This is a genomic window from Pseudoalteromonas sp. CF6-2 (genome assembly GCF_021729425.1).
GTDB classification, from domain to species: Bacteria; Pseudomonadota; Gammaproteobacteria; order Enterobacterales; family Alteromonadaceae; genus Pseudoalteromonas; species Pseudoalteromonas arabiensis.
In genome coordinates this window covers 3,295,001-3,315,250 of sequence record NZ_CP091442.1, presented here as the reverse complement: position 1 = coordinate 3,315,250, position 20,250 = coordinate 3,295,001, and the positions used below count along the sequence as shown (strand labels likewise).

At 42.9% G+C, this 20,250-nt stretch carries 27 protein-coding genes and 1 pseudogene (1 of these 28 running past the window's edge); 22 read left to right on the top strand and 6 right to left on the bottom strand.

The genetic code is table 11. The features are described from left to right. Positions 1-110 precede the first annotated feature (110 nt). The 3 genes from L3Q70_RS15390 to L3Q70_RS15380 are packed head-to-tail and all read left to right on the top strand — an operon-like array spanning position 111 to position 4,758. Positions 111-416, top strand: coding sequence for a metalloregulator ArsR/SmtB family transcription factor (locus L3Q70_RS15390; protein ID WP_062568294.1), 306 nt, complete (start codon positions 111-113; stop codon positions 414-416). Between the two features lie 3 nt (positions 417-419). Further along, positions 420-3,707: an efflux RND transporter permease subunit gene (locus L3Q70_RS15385; RefSeq protein ID WP_237114551.1), complete on the top strand. Its 3,288-nt coding sequence runs from the start codon at positions 420-422 to the stop codon at positions 3,705-3,707. Further along, entirely contained in the window at positions 3,697-4,758 is a 1,062-nt protein-coding gene (locus L3Q70_RS15380) for an efflux RND transporter periplasmic adaptor subunit (RefSeq protein ID WP_237114550.1), read from the top strand. The genes L3Q70_RS15385 and L3Q70_RS15380 overlap by 11 nt, the downstream gene beginning before the upstream one ends. On the opposite strand, the gene L3Q70_RS15375 is transcribed toward L3Q70_RS15380, so the two are convergent. The 3 genes from L3Q70_RS15375 to L3Q70_RS15365 are packed head-to-tail and all read right to left on the bottom strand — an operon-like array spanning position 4,751 to position 6,679. Then, positions 4,751-5,428, bottom strand: coding sequence for a nitroreductase family protein (locus tag L3Q70_RS15375; RefSeq protein WP_237115280.1), 678 nt, complete (start codon positions 5,426-5,428; stop codon positions 4,751-4,753). The genes L3Q70_RS15380 and L3Q70_RS15375 overlap by 8 nt on opposite strands. Positions 5,429-5,465: 37 nt before the next feature. Further along, a complete protein-coding gene (locus tag L3Q70_RS15370; RefSeq protein ID WP_062568291.1) occupies positions 5,466-5,828 on the bottom strand; it encodes a DUF5329 domain-containing protein in 363 nt (120 codons plus the stop codon). An 8-nt stretch (positions 5,829-5,836) separates the two neighbouring features. Next, the gene (locus L3Q70_RS15365; protein WP_237114549.1) at positions 5,837-6,679 is read right to left on the bottom strand and encodes an endonuclease/exonuclease/phosphatase family protein; all 843 of its coding nucleotides are present in this window, start codon (positions 6,677-6,679) and stop codon (positions 5,837-5,839) included. A 169-nt stretch (positions 6,680-6,848) separates the two neighbouring features. On the opposite strand from L3Q70_RS15365, the gene L3Q70_RS15360 reads away from it, so the two are divergent. Next, the gene (locus L3Q70_RS15360; RefSeq protein WP_130149119.1) at positions 6,849-7,157 is read left to right on the top strand and encodes a Bor family protein; all 309 of its coding nucleotides are present in this window, start codon (positions 6,849-6,851) and stop codon (positions 7,155-7,157) included. Beyond that, positions 7,154-7,480 (top strand): hypothetical protein, encoded by a 327-nt coding sequence (locus tag L3Q70_RS15355; protein WP_062568288.1) that lies wholly within the window; start codon positions 7,154-7,156, stop codon positions 7,478-7,480. Before L3Q70_RS15360 ends, L3Q70_RS15355 begins: the two co-directional genes overlap by 4 nt. On the opposite strand, the pseudogene L3Q70_RS15350 reads toward L3Q70_RS15355, so the two are convergent. After that, a pseudogene (locus L3Q70_RS15350) lies at positions 7,481-7,669 on the bottom strand (multidrug ABC transporter substrate-binding protein); the annotation flags it as partial. 120 nt (positions 7,670-7,789) lie between these two features. Here L3Q70_RS15350 and L3Q70_RS15345 point away from each other — a divergent pair. After that, entirely contained in the window at positions 7,790-8,686 is an 897-nt protein-coding gene (locus tag L3Q70_RS15345; protein ID WP_237114548.1) for an aldo/keto reductase, read from the top strand. Between the two features lie 60 nt (positions 8,687-8,746). Here L3Q70_RS15345 and L3Q70_RS15340 read toward each other — a convergent pair whose 3' ends face one another. Beyond that, a complete protein-coding gene (locus L3Q70_RS15340; RefSeq protein WP_237114547.1) occupies positions 8,747-9,424 on the bottom strand; it encodes a TorF family putative porin in 678 nt (225 codons plus the stop codon). Between the two features lie 286 nt (positions 9,425-9,710). Then, positions 9,711-10,877, bottom strand: a complete 1,167-nt coding sequence (locus tag L3Q70_RS15335; RefSeq protein ID WP_062568384.1) for a hypothetical protein — start codon at positions 10,875-10,877, stop codon at positions 9,711-9,713. 350 nt (positions 10,878-11,227) lie between these two features. On the opposite strand from L3Q70_RS15335, the gene L3Q70_RS15330 reads away from it, so the two are divergent. The 16 genes from L3Q70_RS15330 to rpsD form a co-directional block, all read left to right on the top strand. Further along, positions 11,228-13,171 carry an AsmA family protein gene (locus tag L3Q70_RS15330; protein WP_193987927.1) on the top strand — a complete coding sequence of 648 codons (1,944 nt, stop codon included), beginning with the start codon at positions 11,228-11,230 and terminating at the stop codon, positions 13,169-13,171. 276 nt (positions 13,172-13,447) lie between these two features. Further along, positions 13,448-13,816, top strand: a complete 369-nt coding sequence (gene rplN, locus L3Q70_RS15325; RefSeq protein ID WP_058031680.1) for a 50S ribosomal protein L14 — start codon at positions 13,448-13,450, stop codon at positions 13,814-13,816. Positions 13,817-13,826: 10 nt separating this feature from the next. Then, positions 13,827-14,141, top strand: a complete 315-nt coding sequence (gene rplX / locus L3Q70_RS15320; RefSeq protein ID WP_036974032.1) for a 50S ribosomal protein L24 — start codon at positions 13,827-13,829, stop codon at positions 14,139-14,141. 16 nt (positions 14,142-14,157) lie between these two features. Beyond that, positions 14,158-14,697, top strand: a complete 540-nt coding sequence (gene rplE, locus L3Q70_RS15315; protein WP_010392500.1) for a 50S ribosomal protein L5 — start codon at positions 14,158-14,160, stop codon at positions 14,695-14,697. Positions 14,698-14,707: 10 nt separating this feature from the next. After that, positions 14,708-15,013, top strand: coding sequence for a 30S ribosomal protein S14 (rpsN, locus tag L3Q70_RS15310; RefSeq protein ID WP_062568280.1), 306 nt, complete (start codon positions 14,708-14,710; stop codon positions 15,011-15,013). A gap of 21 nt (positions 15,014-15,034) precedes the next feature. Continuing rightward, complete coding sequence (rpsH, locus tag L3Q70_RS15305; RefSeq protein ID WP_062568279.1) at positions 15,035-15,427, top strand: 30S ribosomal protein S8; 393 nt, start codon at positions 15,035-15,037, stop codon at positions 15,425-15,427. A 13-nt stretch (positions 15,428-15,440) separates the two neighbouring features. After that, positions 15,441-15,974 (top strand): 50S ribosomal protein L6, encoded by a 534-nt coding sequence (rplF, locus tag L3Q70_RS15300; RefSeq protein ID WP_062568278.1) that lies wholly within the window; start codon positions 15,441-15,443, stop codon positions 15,972-15,974. A gap of 9 nt (positions 15,975-15,983) precedes the next feature. Next, positions 15,984-16,334, top strand: coding sequence for a 50S ribosomal protein L18 (rplR, locus tag L3Q70_RS15295; protein WP_062568277.1), 351 nt, complete (start codon positions 15,984-15,986; stop codon positions 16,332-16,334). A gap of 9 nt (positions 16,335-16,343) precedes the next feature. Then, positions 16,344-16,850, top strand: a complete 507-nt coding sequence (gene rpsE, locus L3Q70_RS15290) for a 30S ribosomal protein S5 (RefSeq protein ID WP_036974018.1) — start codon at positions 16,344-16,346, stop codon at positions 16,848-16,850. Between the two features lie 3 nt (positions 16,851-16,853). After that, positions 16,854-17,036 (top strand): 50S ribosomal protein L30, encoded by a 183-nt coding sequence (gene rpmD, locus L3Q70_RS15285; RefSeq protein ID WP_016710201.1) that lies wholly within the window; start codon positions 16,854-16,856, stop codon positions 17,034-17,036. A 4-nt stretch (positions 17,037-17,040) separates the two neighbouring features. Beyond that, complete coding sequence (gene rplO, locus L3Q70_RS15280; protein WP_036974015.1) at positions 17,041-17,475, top strand: 50S ribosomal protein L15; 435 nt, start codon at positions 17,041-17,043, stop codon at positions 17,473-17,475. Between the two features lie 10 nt (positions 17,476-17,485). After that, entirely contained in the window at positions 17,486-18,814 is a 1,329-nt protein-coding gene (gene secY / locus L3Q70_RS15275) for a preprotein translocase subunit SecY (RefSeq protein ID WP_036974013.1), read from the top strand. Between the two features lie 22 nt (positions 18,815-18,836). Next, on the top strand, positions 18,837-18,950 hold the full coding sequence (gene rpmJ / locus L3Q70_RS15270) for a 50S ribosomal protein L36 (protein WP_002959476.1): 114 nt from the start codon (positions 18,837-18,839) through the stop codon (positions 18,948-18,950). Between the two features lie 127 nt (positions 18,951-19,077). Further along, positions 19,078-19,434, top strand: coding sequence for a 30S ribosomal protein S13 (gene rpsM, locus L3Q70_RS15265; RefSeq protein ID WP_054562818.1), 357 nt, complete (start codon positions 19,078-19,080; stop codon positions 19,432-19,434). A 13-nt stretch (positions 19,435-19,447) separates the two neighbouring features. Continuing rightward, entirely contained in the window at positions 19,448-19,834 is a 387-nt protein-coding gene (gene rpsK, locus L3Q70_RS15260; protein WP_036974009.1) for a 30S ribosomal protein S11, read from the top strand. A gap of 21 nt (positions 19,835-19,855) precedes the next feature. Then, on the top strand, positions 19,856-20,250 hold the 5' portion of the coding sequence (gene rpsD, locus L3Q70_RS15255; protein WP_036974007.1) for a 30S ribosomal protein S4. The gene runs 226 nt beyond the window's last position; only the first 395 of its 621 coding nucleotides appear in the window; the start codon lies at positions 19,856-19,858; its stop codon lies off the right edge, out of view.

The following is a 20,250-nucleotide window of genomic DNA, read 5'->3' as shown; positions in this document are numbered from 1 at the left end:
ATGTATTTAATATATTAGATAATTCTACATTAGTAAATTCTAATATTAGACTTTTCTAATATATCAATCTATACTTTAGCGGTATTTTAAGAATATAGAGTAGTGTGATTATGAACATCGATTTTGCGGCTATGGCCGACAATGTTGAACAAGCAGAGCAAATGCTAAAGATATTGGCGAATAAAAATCGTTTGATGATCTTATGTTCCCTACAAGATGGTGAAATGAGCGTGAGCGAATTAAACGAAGCTGTGCCGTTGGCGCAGTCGGCATTATCGCAACACTTAGCGGCGCTGAGAAAAGCTCAGATCGTCGCGACTCGACGCGAAAGCCAAACCATCTATTACCGTGTAATAGATAAGAATGTAGTGGCTATTCTTGCAACCTTATATGGTTTATTTTGCAAAGGTAGTTAGGTAATGAATGCTATCGATAATGCAGTAAAAAACAGCTTGAGCGGTCGCCTCCCTGTCATTATTTTTATTATGTCGGTATTGCTCGGTTTAATGGCATTAAAGCAAACCCCTCGTGAAGAAGAACCGCAAATTGTGGTTCCTATGCTTGATATATATGTGGCAGCGCCAAACGTTGAAGCGCCAGAAGTAGCTAGGCTGGTAACTGAGCCATTGGAGAAGTTATTGGCGCAGTTAACGGGCGTTGAGCATATTTACTCGACTACACAAAGTAATGCTGCTGTTGTCACTCTTCGCTTTGAAGTCGGTCACGATCGTGAGCGAGCCATTCTCGACACTTACACTAAACTCTATAGCTATCAACACACCATGGCGTCAGTGATCAGTTCATGGCAAATTCGTCCGGTTGAAGTGAACGATGTGCCCATTGTGATGCTGGGCTTATTTAGTAAAGATCCAAAACTCTACGATGATTACCAACTAACCCGCTTTGCCAACGAAATCGCTAACAGTTTACAGCGCATCGAAAACACCAGCGAAGTGAAAGTGATTGCTGGTAGAACTCGACAATTAACGATTAACCTTGATGCGAGCGCGCTCGCTGCACACCAAACAACCCTAACCGATGTGTATTATGCACTTAGCGTATCTAACCAATTAGTGAATGTGGGCAGTGTTGTTGAGGGGAGGCAGCAAATTGCCTTACAAGTGGGTGATGTTTTACGTTCACAATCTGCGATTGAACGCCTTGTTGTCAACGTGGTAAACGGTAAGAGTGTTTACCTAAGTGATGTGGCCCAGGTGAGTGATGGCCCAAGCGAAGCACAAAGCTATCAATGGCTGGCTCAATCAGATAATCAGCAACAACTTCCTTTAGTGACCATTAGTGTCGCTAAACAAGCAGGCACCAATGCGGTCGCTGTAGCGAATGAAGTGCACAGTATGATGGGCAGTTTATCGGCTAATCTACTACCAGATGAAGTGGGCTACACCGTACTGCGTGACTATGGCCAAACAGCGAACGAAAAAGTAAATAACCTTACCTCGAGCTTAGTGTTTGCGGTATTTACCGTGGTTATTTTTGTTGGTGTATTTTTAGGCTGGCGACCAGCAATTGTGGTTGGTTTAGCTGTGCCTATTTGTTACGGCATAACCCTGACACTTGATTTTGCCTTTGGTTATACGATTAACCGAGTCACGCTGTTTGCATTAATACTTTCTCTAGGTTTATTGGTTGATGATCCGATCACAGGCATAGATAACATAAGTCGTTTTTTAACGCAAAAAGGTGATAAAAAACAACGCATAGTTGATGCTATGAGCGAAATACGCGTTGCGTTGTTTATGTCAACATTGACTATTATGGTGGCATTTATCCCACTTGCGTTTATCACCGGCATGATGGGGCCGTATATGGCACCGATGGCATTCAATGTGCCGGTAAGTGTAATGGTTTCAACCATAGTGGCATTTTTTGTTACGCCTTGGTTGGCCATGAAACTACTTAAAGCGCCAGTCGATGACAGCGTACAACTCGATGCCAATCAGCATGGTTTATATGAGTGTATATTATCGCCATTACTTGAGTCTAAAGGCCGTGCCAAACTCGTTTTATGGACTACATTAGCCTTGTTTGTCGCCAGTGCCATGTTACCCGTCATGCGTGTTGTGCCTTTAAAGCTATTACCGTTTGATAATAAAAATGAGTTACAAGTTTTAATCGATATGCCAGAAGGCACGAGCCTTGAGCAAACCGCGGCTTTCACTCGACAAGTACAAACCATCACTTGGCAATTAAATGAAGTAAGCGAGGCGGCAGCCTACGTTGGCCAGCCATCGAGCATGGACTTTAATGGTATGGTGCGTGGTTATTATCGACGTGAAGCAGCGAACCTTGCTGAGCTCAGAGTACTTCTGCTTGATAAAACTGAGCGCGGCCATCAATCTCATGCTGTGGTCATGCGCTTGCGTGCCGCATTAGCGCCATTGGCAACTGATGGCATTGTTATTAAAGTGGTTGAAGTACCACCAGGCCCGCCTGTTTTAAGTACCTTAGTGGCCGAAGTTTACAGTGAGCCATTTGTTGATACAGAGATTCACTATCAAGCAGCTCTTGCTGTTGCAGCAAGGTTAAAGCAAGAGCCGCATGTGGTAGAGGTTGATACCAGTATTGCTGCTAATGCGCCCTTACAGCGTTTTGTGACTGATAAAAGTAAAGCGTCATTGTCGGCGGTGTCTACGCAAGATATTGCCCAGACTTTAGCCATTGCCTCGCATGGGCAAAATGTTGGGGTGTTATATGTGAGCGGTGAAACAGACCCTGTTGATATTAAGCTGCAACTGCCGTATCAAGACCGAAATCAATTTGCTCAATTGCTGGCATTGCAGGTTCGCGGTGACAGAGAGCTTGCAAAAACCAGTGACGAATTTGGGCTGCAAAGTGCACCGCGTCCGCTGGTGGCGTTATCTGAATTGGGTGAGTTTCAGCATCAAGATGTTGCTAAACCAATTATGCGTAAAGATCAGCGTAATGTGGTGTATGTAATGGCTGAGCTAAACGGTCGTACACCCGCTGAAATTATTGCTGACGTCAATGCCGACTTAGGTATCAGCGCAGACGAATTTAGCCAAACTGATTGGCAAAGTAGGCACTTTTTCAATAATGGTGGTAGCCAGGCTTGGCAATTACCTGCTGGCACTGACGTAACCTTTAGTGGTGAAGGTGAATGGCGAATTACCATTGATGTATTTAGAGATATGGGCATTGCCTTTGCGTTTGCGCTCACTGCAATTTTCATCATCTTACGAATTCAAACAAATTCTGTCAGTTTGTCACTGATCATCATGTCGGCTATTCCATTAACCGTAATAGGGATCATGCCGGGCTTTTGGTTATTAAATCAATTTGGAGAGCGCACCATTGCTGGTGCTCCAGAGCCGGTGCTATTCACTGCAACAGCCATGATTGGCATGATTGCACTTGCCGGTATTGTGGTTCGTAACTCACTTATTTTGGTTGAATTTATTAATCAAGCTCGCAGCCAAGGTATGGCAATTAAACAGGCTTTAATCGCCGCAGGCACGGTGCGAATGCGCCCCGTGTTGCTGACAGCCGGAACCACCTTATTAGGTAACTTGGTGATCACCCTAGACCCAGTATTTAGCGGTCTAGCGATTGCGATTATTTTTGGGATTGTGGCATCAACATTGTTCTCATTATTTGTTGTGCCGCTGGTTTATTATTTAGTGTTTGCAAAGGATGCAGCCAAAGAGGAACAAGCTCATGCAAGGTAAATCAAAACTTATTGGTTCAATTATCGCGTTATCAGTGATCATTGTGGCGGTACTTTACATGGCGGGCAGTTTTTCTGATAAGCAAGCTGCAGGCATGAAAAACCCATCGGCAAATGATTACACTGGTCAGTTAGTGACAGTGAGACTGGCAGATATTGCGCGTGATGAAGTTGTACCAGGAACTGTGATTGCAAAACAAAATACGCAAATTTCATCACGGGTTATGGCACAAGTTGAGCGTTTAAATGTCCGCGCTGGCGATACAGTAAAACAAGGTGATGTGCTAATTACCTTGCAGCAAGATGACTTTCAAGCAGGGCTTGCTCAAAGTGATGCACAAATTAATGCTATTAATGCCTCGCTTACTCAAGCTGAAAAGCAGCTCAAGCGAGTTAATGACCTTTTCAAACAAGGTTTAGTGTCAGTCAGTGATTATGATGATGCGAAAGCAAGGTTTGATAATTTAAGCGCAAATCTAGCCATTGCTAAGCAGCAGCAAACACAAGCACAAGTTGCATTGAGTTTTACGCAAATTAAAGCGCCGATTTCAGGTGTTGTGGTGGAGCGTTTTGCAGAACCTGGCGACACCGCAACCCCTGGCACGCCATTACTCGCACTGTATAACCCACAGCAATTGCAATTAGCGTTTAATGTCAGAGAGCAGCAAGCAATTAAGTTGGCTGTTGGCCAAACCCTAACGGTTAAATTACCTGCTTTATCAATATCGATGCCTGCCACAGTGACAGAAATTGTGCCCGTTGCTGATAGTGCTGCGCGTAGTATGGAAATCCGTTTAGAAACAGATGCGCAAACTGGGTTAATGCCTGGCCTTTACGCACAATTACAATTACCGCTCGCCCCTGAAAAAGGGGTGTTGATTGACTTAAGCTGGGTGCATCAATATGGCCAATTGAGTATGGTTTATTTACTTGAAAATAATCAAATCGTGCGTCGCTACGTTCGCCTTGGCGAAATGCTCGATGGACAGCAGCACATCGTTTCAGGTTTAAACCCAGGTGATGTGCTGGCTGTTGATTTTAAAGCTAAATAAAGGTCGCTATTTCGTCCAGCGGTTTTTTCACTAAGGCATGCTCAGGGATGGTTGCATCTGTGCCTGGGTAGCCTGCAATAAGCAGCATGTAAGGGCGCTCATTATCTTTATCACGGCCACAAATTTCGGTTAAAAAGCTCATTGGTTTTGGTGTATGCGTAAGGGTAGCAAGGCCCGCTCTGTGAAGTGCTTGAATTAAAAAGCCAGTTGCCAAGCCTACAGACTCATGAACATAGTAATTGGTATTTTTGTCATCGGCAGAAATACCGCCTTTCTTTTGACTAAACACGGCAATTAGCCAAGGTGCATGCTCAAGGTAGGGCTTACTGGCATCGGTGCCAAGTGGTTTTAAGGCATCTAACCATTCTTCGCCTGCGCGACCTTCATAAAATGAGCGCTCTAGTTTTTCAGCTGCTTCTCGAATTTGTTTTTTCACATCGCTGCTGTGTATTGCTACAAAGTGCCAAGGTTGATGATTGGCACCACTTGGGGCAGTGCCAGCCGCTCTAATACAAGTTTCGATTATTTCTTTTGGCACAGGGCGGTCGCTAAAGCTACGAATACTGTGGCGACGCTGACTCACTGCTAAAAACTCTTCGGCGCGTTTTAGCATCTCGTCATGAGGGTACTCAATAAAGTCATTGAGTGGCTGATTTTTGTGTTCTTGCATGGCTTTTCGCTTCTTGTGTGTTGGTGATAAAATCGTGTTATTGTTGTCTATGCTGGTTACGGCGATAGTCTGCCAACTCATTACTTAACCAGTCTTTTGCATTAATTAAAGTACCGTCGCTAAATCTTACCTTGTAAGGCTTGCCACTCCATGAGCTTTTACTTGCTAGGTTTTCTATAAATTTCTCGGCAGTTTTCGCATAACGGGTCGCTTTTCGATATTTCATAGCAAGGTGCTCAGCAGCATCTTGGCTTGAATGCTCTGTGCCATTGCGAATAAATACGGCATCGCTGTTAGCGACAAAGTCAATGAGGTGATTTATCTCTTGCTCTGGGGTGGCTGCATAACTGAATTGGCTAATGCTCAATAACATTAATGCGATTAACCAATATCCATTCATTGTTATTTTCACAGTACTTTTTGCTCTATGGTTAGGGTTGCAATTATTGGGTTATGATCTGAACTATCCAGTTCTGGCACGACCGTTGTTTCTATTTTGACACCACGTACCCATACTTGGTCAAGTGCTAATCCAAATGCTTTTGTACGTTTATCATCTAAATAAATAGCTTCATGTAACCCTAACTTGTTAAGTGTTTGTTTCAAAAGAGCCTGTCTTCGGTCGCTCCAAGTATTAAGGTCACCAGCAAATATGATCGGTCCTTGATGCATTCGCATGATGCTCGCTGCATCTTCGAGCTGTTGTTTAAAGTCACTCACACCTATTGTGAAGTTAATGCCATGTAGATTAATACTTAGTAATAACTGTTGATTAGGCAGTGCATATTCAACAATGTTGGTCGCTTTTGGGCTACGTAACCAAGGCTCTGTGTGGGTGAGTGTGCAATGCACCGCGGCGGGCCAGCGGCTGAGTGTCATAACACCAGATTGCACACTGCCACTTTTATACCCTTTAGCAAAACGCCAGTAAGGTTTGAGCTTTGTAAGCGCAGGCTCTTTGATAGCTTCTTGCAGTAACACAATATCAGCATTGGCATTTAGCTTTTGCAAATCTGTGAGTAAGCCATCTGTTTGTGCTTTGTAGATGTTCCAGCTCAACAATGTGAATTGATAGGGTAAAATGTAATGCGCTGCATAAGTTTGCATGCGGCTTTGTGCTAATTGTTGTTGACAGTTTGCTAGGTTGGCTGCGGTTTTGGTAATGCCTTGTTGCTCATCTGAGCTTGGAGTATTTGCAATACTTTGCCAAGACAATAAACTTAAGAACAATAAATGTAGATACGACGTCATAATTACCTTTACTTACAGACCTTCCTGATTAGTCTTTACTCTTTCCAGTTTAGTTCAAACTGAGCCTGTGAGAAACTGTAGCTTTTTTACAATTTTATATATTTTCTTACCCTTTATAGAAACTTCATGTTGTACACTGCAGCTTCAAATTATATCTGAAGGAAAACACATGAAGCAGTTAGTGTGCGTGTTACTTACGCTATCGTTAGTAGCATGTTCATCGGTGACTATCGTGCCTAATAAGGCAGACAAATTAACACGGAATGCTGACTATCAAGACAGTAGACCTTTCTACTTGTGGGGATTGGTGGGTGAACAGCGTGTTGATGTTAAAGCGGTCTGCCAAGATAAAAAAGTAATGCAAATGCAATCCCAGCAAACATTTACAGATGGAGCTTTGGGGTTGGTTACACTGGGTATTTATGCGCCTCACACTGTGAAAGTATGGTGTGAACAATATGGGCAGGAGCAATTATGAAACATGTATGCTTAACTGTAATTCTTGCTGCTGCTTTAAGTGGTTGTACACATATTTATTTTGATAATGGCAGCCCTACCTCAGCAAATAAGGGAGCAGTTACAGAACGTTGGCATCACAATTTTGCTGCTGCGTTGTACGAAGGCTCCAAGCCTGTGGATTTATCAATATACTGTCCTAATTCCGAGTGGCAAAGTGTACATACTTACAAGTCATTCCTTAATGTTGTAGCAGGCGAGGCGGTTAATGAAATAGGTGGGCCTATTTGGTACCCAAAAACAGTGGAAGTAAGCTGTGCTCAGGTACCCTATAAAGCCGATTAATTATTCGTATCGTAAAGCATCAATTGGGTTTAAGCGTGCCGCTTTAATAGCGGGCGCTAAGCCAAACACAATACCAATCAATGAAGTAAAGCCAAATGACAGTATAACTGCCCAACTCGGTATGTAGGCATCTGGCATGCTCGGCACTGATAACGAAATCAGCGACGCGGCGCCATAACCAATCAATACCCTAATTGTTGATTCTTTAGCAATTTATATTGTAACTGTATGTTAACAGGTGTGATGCTGTTAGTTGTGTTATTGTGTAAGCACTGGAATGAGTCGATATTTTTAAGTAAGTAGGTAGTTATGACGAATAACAATAGACGTTGTATTGATGAGTTAGTGTTAGGGTTTTGGCGCTTGTTAGATTGGCAAGTTACGCCACAACAGTGTTTAAGTTTTTTAGAAAATGCAATCGATATGGGTGTTTCACACACCGACCACGCTGACATTTACGGCGAATATGGCTGCGAAGCCGAATTCGGTAAAGTGCTCAAGCTGAAGCCAAGTATTCGTGATGAGATTAAAATAATTACCAAGTGTGGTATCAAGCCCGCATTTGCAAGTTTAGGGTTACAAGGTAAGGCTAACCATTATGATTCCAGTGCTGTGCATATCATTGCCTCAGCGCAACAGTCATTAAAGCATTTCAATACAGATAGGTTAGATGTGTTATTAATTCATCGTCCTGATTATTTAATGAATGCTGATGAAATGGCTGAAGCATTCAATACCCTCAAAGCGAATGGTGATGTGATTGACTTTGGTGTATCTAATTTTACGCCATCTCAACTCAGCTTATTACAATCCCGTTTAGATTTTGAATTGGTTACCAATCAGATTGAGTTTTCGCCTTACGAAATGAAAGCCCTTGATGATGGAACTTTAGACCAATGTCAATTGCTCGATATCAAACCAATGCTTTGGTCACCGTTAGCAGGTGGACGTCTGTTCTCAAGTGATGATGAAAAAGCGATACGTTTACGCGCAGTGTTAGAGCAGGTCGGCACTGAAGTTGGTGCAAGTTCTCTTGATCAAGTGGTGTATGCTTGGTTATTGATGCATCCGAGTGCGCCATCTGTAGTGCTAGGTACGGGTAACATTGAACGCGTTAAATCAGCTGTTGCAGCTAAGGCTCTTAAGATAAGCCGTGAGCAGTGGTATCGTATTTGGCAGGGCTCAACAGGCCACAGTGTTCCTTAAGCTTCTAAACTAGAAAAGGGCCTTGCGGCCCTTCGTGTTGCAGCAAGTAACACATTCTTTTTAAAGTGTAAAATCTACCGCGTAAGCGACATACACTTTCACATCTGTTCCATCAATGTCAGTATCTGAAACGCCTAATGTAAAGCCGTCTTTAGATACCGAAACACCGTAGTCGATGATATTGTCATCACCAATGAAATCACCTGAGTAATGGCCGACATGCAGCGCCAGCTCTGTGCCATTATTTCCTATTGGAAAGCTATAATCGGCATTTAAATACAGTGAATCTCCAAAGTCGGTGCCATCGCCGCTTGCTGCTGATGAAGCTAATACGGCTGCGCCAAACGTGAAGCTACCCATACTAATGCTACCGTAGATCTCTGAAAAGTCTGCATCGGTAAACGAGGCCGCATCTGGGTATGCATAATAGATGTAGCCTACATCGTAGCTAAAGGTTTCATTGATATCGCCGCCAAAACCAGCGTAGAGATCAAGCTCGTAGGTCATATCTTCTGCCCAGCTAGCATTTGATATCCATGTACCCGCATAAAAGCCAGATTCACTTGCGTAATCAATACCACCTTGAATTGCGGCATCACCGCCTGTCTGTTCTTGACCACGCCATAAGTAGTTTGAGGTTGCTGCCGCGTTAGCTGTTACTTCTGCAAAGCTATACGTCGAGCTTAAAGTAAGTAGCGTGAGGGCGCTGGCCGCGACCACTTTTTTTAGTTTTAGCATGTTTTGTATCCTGTTGTTATGTTGATTTTGCCCATTTCAGATTGCAGTCTGGTTATTTGTCGGGGCATTATTTTTATGTGTTGTCTGGATACGATATAGCACTGGTTGTGCCAAGTTAATTTACGGTGGGAATTTTTATGCTTTATTTCTTTTAAAACAGTCTTGTAAGTATTCTTTTGGTTAAAGTTGACTTGTATTTGAATTATTCATGCGCACTTGCATGGTGCAATAAATTTCCTGGTTGCACAATGAAGACGCAACCAGGTTTTTCTTACTTGATAGAGACTTAGCCGAAAATGGCACGCATTAAACTAATGGTTTCTTCAACGCTACGGCCCTTTTCAACTTCACTGATGATTGAATCGCGCTTAGCTTTAATATGTTCAGGGATATCATCACTTGCAAGGGCGCGATCTACCAGTATTTCAGCCGATTCTTTACCGCGGCGTACAGTCTTTTTACCCGCAGAGCTTGTGCTGCTTTTAGGTTTGTTTAGTAACTTAATATAGTTAGAGCTATCAGCAGTCGCTTTGTCTGCATAATAAAAGAAGCTAGGTAACAAGGCTTTAATTTCAACTAGAGATTGTTCAAGTTCATTAGCCGCAGTAGCCATTTTGTACCAAGGCATACTATGAATGGCTTCGACAACATCTTGCCAGTAGCGCTCAAAATCGCGGTTATTTAGCTTCGTAATGCCAAGGGCTGCACAAAGGGCATCAAGTTTACTATTTACGATTGGTGTAAACACGTCAGGTCGACGCATTGCAAGTAAGCGAGTAGCAGGCGCAAGCGTTGGCTTTTCATCGCTGCCATTAAATGCCATGAAGTAAGCAACCATAAAATGCTGATAATGTTCTTGAGTTACTTCACCCTCAAGTGGAATGTGTACAAGAGCCTCATCGAACGCACCAGGTAAATCACTCAACATTTGGTGGAAACCTTTGGCGTTTTTAGTAGAAGCAAACCATTCAACGTCAAAGTTATAGCTGCTTGGATCGAGCGAGGCACTGTGCTTACCTGAAAACGCTAAACGGTCTTCTGGGATCATCTCTTTTAGTGATTGTGATTTAATTGCGGCAATGTAATTAGCTAAGCGTAGTTGCTCATCAAGGGCTACAAGCTCTTTATGCTGTTCGATGAAACTTGCGATAACTGGCCATGGCGCAACTCTTAACGTTTTTAACTGCAAAAAGCTGATTGCAGAAATTAATAAGTCATGAAGTTTTTTAAGTGTCGGTAATTGCTTATCTTCTAATAGATCGTAATTAATGCGATCGCGGCTTGCACTTAATAGCTCATAGCACCAACCTAAAAAGTCTTCAGGGTGGTTTTCTACTTTAACTGCCATTAGATTTAAGCTGATATCAGAGGCTTGCTTGAGGATGTTTTGATAAATTTGACTTTCTTGCTCGCCAAGCGCCATTTTTGACGGTGAAATAAGCAGTTTCTTCATGCTTAATCGATACTCCAGTTTTGACCAAATTAGGTTGTTTAATTTTAGTACACAGGGTGCAAAAACAACAGGGGCGTGCATCATACAGAAGTCACCCCTTAGATGTAACCTACAGTGAAGACTTTTCATTTAATAGTAAAAAGCATGCTTAGATCACCTCGATTGTTCATTAAACTATTTATTTATATTTGTGGGTTATTTTTCTCTGTATATGGCTCTAAGTTATTTCAGCGTTGATTCATATTCTTGTACCTAAGCTTGTTCAAAAACCTTTTTATGGATTGGGCAATGCATTTGCGCCTAACTCCCGCTATGATATGAACATTGTTTGCCCATGTTTAAGGATGATTATGAAAACCCTACTGAAAATTGTTGGTGTCATTTTCGTATTACTGATTGCATTAGTAGTCGCCGCACCATTCCTCATACCTACCGATGCCATATTTAACAAAGTATCGGAGCAAGTAGAACAAACCACAGGTCGTAGTCTGACTATTAATGGCGATAAAAAGCTGTCGGTATTTCCATCATTAAAGCTCGAATTGAATGATGTACATTTTGCGAATATGCAAACTGGCTCGCAAAAAGATATGGCAAGCATGCAGCAACTTGCAATTCGTATTCCTTGGATGTCGTTATTTGGCGGTGATTTCAAACTAGATAAGTTTGTTATTAATGAACCGACAATTTTATTAGAAACCGATAAAAATGGTAAAGCAAACTGGCAGTTATTTGATGCAGTTGCTGAGCGACCACAGACAGAGCAGCAAAAAAGTTCTGGCGCCGTTAACTTACCAGATAACTTTGATATCGAGCTTGGTGAAGTAGCCATTTATGGGGGGACTTTCACCTACCTTGATGGCAAAACAGGGGCAAAACAACAAATAAGCGATTTAGAATTAGCAATCTTATTACCTTCTCTTCGTAAGACTCTTGAGTTAAAAGGCGGTATTACCTATATGGGTGAACGCTTTGACTTAGATGTCACCTTAGATACACCGGTAAAAGCGATTGAAGGCGAAACTTTTAATGTCAGCACTGAGGTTGATTCACGTTTAGTGGATGTGAACTTCAAAGGCGCGATTGCCCAAATGGGTAAAGATGTGCAAGGTCAGTTATCAGTAAGTGGTGACTCAGTTAAAGAGATAGCAAGCTGGCAAGGTGTTGAGCTTAATGCAAAAGAAAATGCCTTTAATGCGTTCAATGTTAAAGGTTCAATGCACTTAAAAGGTGATAAATTTAAGCTCACTGAGTTACTTGCCACCTTAGATGAGCTACAAATTAAAGGTAAAAGCGACATTAACTTAGGGAGTCGCTTAGCTGTGAATGCCGATATTGATTTAGGCATGCTTGATTTGAACCCTTACCTTCCAGAGGGTGTAGCTAAAGAAGAGCAAGCAGAACCAGCCACAGATACGCCTGCACAGCCAATTGTTTGGGATGATACACCAATTGATATGAGTGGCTTAAATGCACTTGATGCAAATATTGTTGTTCGTTCAAGTGGTCTAAAAGCAAATGATATTACACTCGGTGAAAACCAGTTAACGGTGAACCTTAAAAATGCACTAGCAAAAATTAGCTTAGATAAATTTGTTGCTTATGAAGGCAGTGGTAAAGGTGTGATCACAGTCAATGCTAAGCAAACACCCTATAAAATTAGCACTAACTTTGCTTTAGATAAAATTGATGCACAGCCATTACTGACTGATGCAGCAGGTTTCAATAAGCTTATGGGTAAAGGCTCTTTAAACTGGGATCTAGCGACCACAGGACAAAGTCAAAAAGACTTTGTTAATGCATTAGATGGTCAGTTAGCATTTGAGTTTGCAGATGGTGCAATTAAAGGTGCGAATGTGGCAGAGATGGTGCGAAAAGGTAAAGAGCTCATTAAAGGGAACTTAAATGCTGTGTCTGAAGGGTTAGATACTGGTTTCGATAACTCTCAGCAAACAGACTTCTCAGCACTTACAGGTCGCTTCAATTTTACAGATGGGGTAGGGACTAACAATGACTTATCATTACTTAGCCCATTAATTCGCATTACAGGATCAGGTAAAGTTAACTTACCAATGACCAATGTCGATTATCGTTTAGTAACAGGCATTGTTGATTCAATTGAAGGCCAAGGCACGACTGATGACAGTACGGGCTTCAAGATCCCTCTGCGTATAAAAGGTCCTTTCCATGATGTTGGTTTCAAGCTTGACGTTAGTGACGCAGCGAAGGAAGAAGTAAAGGAAAAGGCAAAAGATAAAATTAAAGATAAATTAAAAGGCCTATTCGGAAATTAATAAAACTTTAATACGTAAATCAAAATAGGGCGCATTAGCGCCCTGTTTGTTTTATAATCAATAACAAGTGCTGATATTCCATATAGACCCCTCGACTTAGCAACACGTAATTATAAAATTAATTAAAAAATAACCTACCACTTCACTGTCATTGCTGATACAATTGCCCGCCCTTAAGAGACAACTCGCGTGTTTTTTGAGTGGAATTTAACCGAAATGTCTTGATTTTAAACAAAATTAAGGCGTGTTGTAATATCTACACCGGAGGTCATTAACATGATCCAAATGCAAACTCAGCTGGACGTTGCTGATAACAGCGGCGCTCGCAAAGTGCAGTGTATTAAAGTCCTTGGCGGTTCGCACCGTCGCTATGCAGCGGTTGGCGATATCATCAAAGTTTCTGTAAAAGAAGCAATTCCTCGCGGTAAAGTGAAGAAAGGTGATGTTAAAAACGCAGTAGTTGTGCGTACTAAAAAAGGCGTTCGTCGTCCGGACGGTTCTTTGATCCGTTTCGATAGCAATGCGGCTGTTATCTTAAATGATAACTTACAGCCAATTGGTACTCGTATCTTCGGCCCTGTGACTCGTGAGCTTCGTAATGACAAGTTCATGAAAATCGTTTCACTAGCCCCAGAAGTACTATAAGGAGTCTATCATGGCAGCAAAAATCCGTCGTGATGACGAAGTAATCGTACTAGCCGGTAAAGACAAAGGTAAGCGCGGTAAAGTGCTTTCAGTTGTTACTGAGTCTGGTCGAGTATTTGTCGAAGGCATCAACTTAATCAAGAAGCACCAAAAGCCGGTTCCTCAGCTGAACCAAGCTGGCGGTATTGTTGAGAAAGAAGCGTCTATCGACGTATCAAACGTTGCGATCTACAACTCGGAAACGGGTAAAGCAGATCGTGTAGGTTTCAAGATTGAAGATGGTAAGAAATTACGTATCTTTAAATCTACTGGTAAAACTATCTAATAGTTGGAGTAGAATGATGGCGAAACTGCATGAAGTATATAAAGACAAAGTAGTTGCTGAGCTTCAAGAGAAGTTTGGTTTCAGCTCTGTCATGCAAGTCCCTCAGATCGAAAAGATCACATTAAACATGGGTGTGGGCGAAGCTCTAGCTGACAAGAAGATCCTAGATAACGCTGTTGCGGATCTAGAAGCAATCTCTGGTCAGAAACCTCTAATCACTAAAGCACGCAAATCAGTTGCTGGCTTCAAAGTGCGTGAAGGTTACCCAATTGGTTGTAAAGTAACCCTACGTGGCGAGCGTATGTGGGACTTTTTTGAGCGTTTGGTTTCAATCGCTATCCCACGTATCCGTGACTTCCGTGGTGTAAGTGCTAAGTCTTTTGATGGACGTGGTAACTACAGCATGGGCGTACGTGAGCAAATCATCTTCCCAGAAATCGATTATGATAAAGTAGACCGTGTACGCGGTATGGATATCACAATCACTACTTCTGCGAAATCTGATGAGGAAGGCCGTGCGTTGTTAGAAGCGTTTAACTTCCCATTCAAGAAATAAGGGTAGGGTTATGGCAAAGAATTCTATGAAAGCGCGCGAAGCAAAGCGCACTAAATTAGTTGCTCAGTATGCTGAAAAGCGTGCGGCACTAAAAGCTATCATCAGTGATGTAAATACATCTGACGATGATCGTTGGGACGCGGTATTAAAGCTACAGTCTTTACCGCGTGATTCTAGCTCTTCACGTCAACGTAATCGTTGTAACGTTACGGGCCGCCCACATGGTTACCTTCGTAAATTCGGCATGAGCCGTATCAAAGTTCGCGAAGCAGCTATGCGCGGTGAAATTCCTGGCCTTAAAAAGGCTAGCTGGTAATAGAATCACGGGAGTAAGACTATGAGCTTGCAAGATCCTATTGCGGATTTGTTTACACGTATCCGTAACGGTCAGTCAGCGAAGAAAGTATCAGTATCGATGCCAACTTCAAAACTGAAAGTAGCAGTAGCTAAAGTACTAAAAGATGAAGGTTATATCGCAGATTACGCTGTAAACAGCGAAGCGAAGCCTGAGCTTTCTATCGAGTTAAAATACTTCGAAGGCAAAGCTGTTATTGAAAATATCCAGCGTGTTAGCCGCCCTGGTTTACGTATCTATAAGAAACGTGACGAATTACCTAAGGTAATGGGTGGTCTTGGTATCGCTATCGTATCAACTTCTAAAGGCCTAATGACAGACCGCGCAGCACGCAGTGCAGGCGTTGGTGGTGAGATCATTGGCTTTGTAGCTTAATCGGAGGGGAACTATGTCTCGCATAGCAAAGGCACCAATCAATGTTCCTGCCGGTGTAGAAGTTACATTAAAAGGCCAGGACATCACAGTTAAAGGCAAAAACGGTGAATTAACTCGTACAATCAACGACGCTGTTGAAGTACAAGTTAACGATAACGTTATTACAACTTTACCTCGTGAAGGCGTAGCAAATGCATGGGCACAAGCAGGTACTGCTCGCGCTCTAATCAACAACATGGTTGTTGGTACGCATGAAGGTTACGAGAAGAAGCTTCAGTTAGTAGGTGTTGGTTACCGTGCAGCAGCTAAGGGCAAAGTATTAGACTTAACTCTTGGTTTCTCACACCCGGTAAACTTCGAAGTACCAGAAGGTATTACGGTTGAAACACCAAGCCAAACAGAAGTTCTAGTTAAGGGCGTAGACAAGCAGTTAGTTGGTCAAACAGCTGCTAACATCCGTGCATACCGTAAACCTGAGCCTTATAAAGGTAAAGGTGTTCGTTACGCGGACGAGAATGTACGCCGTAAAGAGGCTAAGAAGAAGTAAGGTAAGACGATGGATAAAAAAACAGCTCGTCTACGTCGTGCTAAACGCACTCGTAGAAATTATATTGAACAAGGCACAACGCGTCTTGTTATCCACCGCACGCCACGTCACATTTACGCTCAAGTTGTAAACGCTGAGGGTACTGTACTGGCTGCTGCTTCTACTGTTGAAAAAGCAATTAGCGAAACAGTTAAAGGCACAGGTAACGTTGCAGCTGCGCAAGCAGTTGGTAAAGCGGTTGCTGAACGTGCAGCTGACAAAGGCATCGAGAAGATTGCTTTTGATCGCAGTGGCTTTAAATATCACGGCCGTGTGAAGGCGCTTGCTGATGCAGCGCGTGAAGCCGGTCTGCAATTCTAGGAGTAGACAATGGCTAACGTAGAAGCAAAGCAACAACAGCCTGATTTGGCTGAAAAGCTAATCGCGGTAAACCGTGTGTCTAAAGTGGTTAAAGGTGGTCGTATCTTTAGCTTCACTGCACTAACAGTAGTTGGTGACGGCGCAGGTAAAGTAGGTTTCGGTTATGGTAAAGCACGTGAAGTTCCAGCTGCTATTCAAAAAGCAATGGAAAAAGCACGTCGTAACATGATCAGTGTAGACCTAAACGGTAACACGCTACAGCACCCAATCAAGGGTCGCCACGCGGGTTCTAAAGTATACATGCAGCCTGCTTCTGAAGGTACAGGTATCATCGCCGGTGGTGCGATGCGTGCAGTACTAGAAGTAACTGGTGTACAGAACGTATTGTCAAAAGCATACGGTTCAACTAACCCGATCAACATCGTTCGTGCAACGATTGCAGCTCTAGAGAACATGAACTCTCCAGAGTCAATCGCTGCTAAACGTGGTCTTAGCGTTGACGAAATCACGGGGTAAACCATGGCTAATAAAACTGTAAAAGTAACACAAGTAAAGAGCTCTATCGGTCGTTTACCGAAGCATAAAGCTACATTACGCGGTCTTGGTTTACGTCGTATCAATCACACTGTTGAGTTAGAAGACACAGCATGTGTGCGTGGTATGATTAACCAAGTTTCTTACATGGTAAAGGTTGAGGGTTAATTCGATGCGTTTGAATACACTTTCACCTGCTGCAGGTGCAAAAACTGAAAAGAAACGTCTAGGTCGTGGTATCGGTTCTGGTCTTGGTAAGACTGGTGGTCGTGGTCATAAAGGCCAAAAATCACGTTCTGGCGGTAAAGTTCGCGTTGGTTTCGAAGGCGGTCAAATGCCTATGCAACGTCGTCTACCAAAATTTGGTTTCACTTCACGTAAATCACTAGTATCTACTGAAGTTAACCTTTTTGAAATCGCTAAAGTTGAAGGCGATGTAGTAGACGTAAACGCGTTACAAGCAGCTGGTCTAGTTAAAAAGAACATCCAGTTCGTTAAAGTAGTTAAATCTGGCGAAGTTTCACGCGCAGTAACCGTTAAAGGTCTTAAAGTGACTAAAGGTGCTCGCGAAGCTATCGAAGCTGCCGGAGGCAAGGTAGAAGACTAAGGAAGTACTAATGGCTAAACCAGGTCAAGATATGAAAAGTGCACAAAGTGGGCTTTCGGAATTGAAGCGTCGATTACTATTTGTATTAGGTGCTATCATTATTTACCGTCTAGGTTCATTCGTGCCGATCCCTGGGATTGACGCCGCTGTACTTGCCGATTTCTTCGAGCAACAAAAGGGCACCATTGTTGAAATGTTTAACATGTTCAGCGGTGGTGCGCTTGAGCGCGCTTCAGTGTTAGCACTGGGTATTATGCCGTATATCTCGGCTTCGATTATTACGCAACTATTAACGCATATGTATCCGCCGTTTATAGAGCTTAAGAAAGAAGGTGAGCAAGGGCGTAAGAAAATTAGCCAGTACACACGCTACGGCACGCTTGTGCTTGCTACTATCCAATCAATCGGTATTGCTACCAGCTTACCGGGTATGATGGACGGGTTAGTTGTTAACCCAGGTATTGGTTTCTACTTCACTGCTGTAGTGAGTTTAGTAACTGGTACTATGTTCCTGATGTGGTTGGGCGAACAAATTACAGAACGCGGTATCGGTAACGGTATCTCTGTTCTTATTTTTGTTGGTATCGTAGCTAACCTGCCGTCTGCTATTGGTTCGACAGCCGAAATGGCGCGCCAAGGTGATCTGAATGTACTTGTACTGTTATTGATTGCTGTAATCGTATTCGCTGTTACTTACCTCGTGGTATTCTTTGAACGTGGTCAACGTCGTATCGTCGTTAACTATGCAAAGCGTCAACAAGGTCGTCAGGTATTTGCTGCTCAAAGCACGCACTTACCATTAAAAGTAAATATGGCGGGTGTTATTCCACCAATCTTTGCTAGCAGTATAATTCTGTTCCCTGGTACAATTGCAAGCTGGTTCGGCCAGGGTGAAGGTCCGGTCGCTGATGTGCTACAAGCAATCGCTACAACGTTGACTCCGGGTCAACCTTTATATGCGATGGTTTTAGCTGCGGCTATTATCTTCTTCTGCTTTTTCTACACCGCGTTGGTATTTAACCCGCGTGAAACAGCAGATAACCTGAAAAAATCTGGCGCATTTATCCCAGGTATTCGTCCAGGTGAGCAGACATCTAAATACATTGATAAAGTGATGACACGCCTGACATTGGCAGGTGCTTTGTATATAACCTTTATCTGTCTGGTGCCCGAATTCATGACTATGGCATGGCAAACGCCATTCTATTTCGGCGGTACATCAATTTTGATTATCGTTGTTGTAATCATGGACTTTATGGCACAAGTACAGACGCATCTGATGTCACATCAGTATGATTCTGTGCTGAAAAAAGCAAACCTTAAAGGCTACGGTCGATAAGGTCAGTTTACGGAGTTGAGCAATGAAAGTACGTGCTTCCGTTAAGAAAATATGCCGTAACTGTAAAGTTATTAAACGTGCTGGTGTAGTACGCGTAATTTGCAGTGAGCCTAAGCATAAGCAAAGGCAAGGCTAAGTAAACAGTCGTGCAGGCTGAGTTATTCACTCGGCCTGTGTTTTTAATGTGATTTGGTCTTCGTTTGAGTATCCTTGCGGGCTTTTCAAACAGATGATAACCAAATTCAAATATAGGAGATGTGTTAGTGGCCCGTATCGCTGGCATTAACGTCCCTGATCATAAACATGCAGTTATCGGTTTAACTGCTATTTATGGCATAGGTAAGACTCGCTCTAAGGAAATCTTAGCAGCGACTGGTATCGCCGAGACCACAAAAATCGGTGAACTTTCAGACGAAACACTTGACGTATTGCGTGAAGCAGTTGGCAAGTACACTGTAGAAGGTGACCTTCGTCGTGAAGTTACATTAAATATCAAGCGCCTTATGGACCTTGGTTGTTTCCGTGGCCTACGTCACCGTCGTTCGTTACCACTACGTGGTCAACGTACTAAGACTAACGCGCGTACTCGTAAGGGTCCTCGCAAGCCTATCAAGAAATAAGGTGGGGTAGATTATGGCTAAAGCACCAATTCGTCGTAAGAAGGTTAAAAAGCAAGTTGCTGATGGTATGGCTCACGTTCATGCTTCTTTCAACAACACTATTGTAACAATTACCGACCGTCAAGGTAATGCACTATCTTGGGCAACAGCAGGTGGTTCAGGTTTCCGTGGTTCACGTAAATCTACTCCATTCGCGGCTCAGGTTGCTGCAGAGCGTGCAGGTACTGCTGCTCAAGAATACGGTTTAAAAAATCTAGAAGTTTTCATCAAAGGTCCAGGTCCAGGTCGTGAATCTGCTGTACGTGCTTTGAATGCTGCTGGTTACCGTATCACCAACATCACTGACGTGACGCCAATCCCTCATAATGGTTGTCGTCCACCGAAGAAACGTCGCGTTTAACAATAGGTTAGGAGAAATAACATGGCAAGATATTTGGGCCCTAAGCTCAAGCTGAGTCGTCGTGAAGGTACTGACCTGTTCCTTAAGAGCGGCGTAAGAGCTATCGACTCTAAGTGTAAACTTGAGACTGCACCTGGTCAGCACGGCGCTCGTAAAGGTCGCTTATCTGATTACGGTTTACAGCTACGTGAAAAGCAAAAAGTACGTCGTATCTACGGTGTATTAGAAAAGCAATTCCGTAACTACTACAAAGAAGCTGCTCGCCTTAAAGGTAATACAGGTGAAAACTTGTTACAGCTTTTAGAGCAACGTTTAGACAATGTTGTATATCGCATGGGTTTTGCTAGCACGCGCGCTGAAGCACGTCAGTTAGTAAGCCACAAAGCGATTTTAGTTAATGGTCGTGTAGTGAACAT